This is a genomic window from Salinarimonas soli (assembly GCF_008386575.1).
Lineage (GTDB): Bacteria > Pseudomonadota > Alphaproteobacteria > Rhizobiales > Beijerinckiaceae > Salinarimonas_A > Salinarimonas_A soli.
This window is the reverse complement of the sequence record NZ_VUOA01000091.1, coordinates 1-927: the sequence shown is the minus strand read 5'-3', so window position 1 is coordinate 927 and position 927 is coordinate 1. Positions and strand designations below refer to the sequence as shown.

The 927-nt window shown below is 76.4% G+C and carries 1 protein-coding gene; it reads right to left on the bottom strand.

All coding sequences use genetic code 11. The features are described from left to right. Positions 1-881: GTP cyclohydrolase (locus F0L46_RS25355; protein ID WP_149822393.1), on the bottom strand; the 881-nt coding region annotated here is incomplete at its 3' end. Positions 882-927 lie beyond the last annotated feature (46 nt).

Below are 927 nucleotides of genomic sequence, written 5' to 3'. Positions count from 1 at the left end.
AAGTCGAACCGGCGCTGGTCGAGCCCGAAGCCCAGCACCTCGTCCGCCTCGTAGGTGTCGAAGCCGCGCGCCTGCAGGCCATAGGCCCGGATCTTGTTGGCAAGCCCGTTCCCGCGCCCCTCCTGGTCGAGATAGAGCAGGATCCCGCCCTCGCCCGCAGCCATCCCCCGCACCGTGTCGCGCAGCTGGTCGCCGCAATCGCACTTGAGGCTGCCGAACAGATCGCCCGTGAGGCACGCCGAGTGCAGCCGCACCGCCACGGGCCGCGACAGGTCGGGCCGGCCCACGATGATCGCCACCTGGTCGCGCAGGCCCTCGCCGCCACGGAACACCACGAACTCCGTGTCGCGCGCCCCCTCCAGCGGCACGGGGGCGCGGCTCACGATCGCGATGCGCCGGGCCTGGGCGCCACGATAGGCGCGCACCGCCGCGCCGGGCACGCGCAGCAGATCGGCGGGGGGCTCGCGGTCGAGCGGCACGACGAGGGCTGCGGGCAGGAGAAGCGCCAGCGAGAGCAGCTCCAGCGCCTCCTCGTCCACCTCCGACACGGGCCCGACGGGCGCGTCGATGCGGGCGTCGACGCGCAGCGCCAGGCTCTCCAGGCGGGCGGTGTCGATGAGCGGCAGGGCGACGGCGCCGGCCTGGGCGCGATCGAGCCCGAGGCGGCGCAGGCGGGGGGCGGGCAGCACGAGGCGGGCGCGGCCCGCGGCGAGCGCGCCGAGGCGGGCGGCGAGCGCGGCGTCGACGGCCTCGGCTGGGGCGACGAGGGCGGGCTCGGGGCCGGTGACCGCGACGGGGCGGCCGGCGCGCAGCTCGGACAAGCCGCGCTCGACGGCGAGCAGGCCCGCCTCGGCCGGGGATGTGGGGTCCTCATACGCCATGGACACGGTCACCTCGGATCACGCTCGCAAACGCGGAGCACGGCGC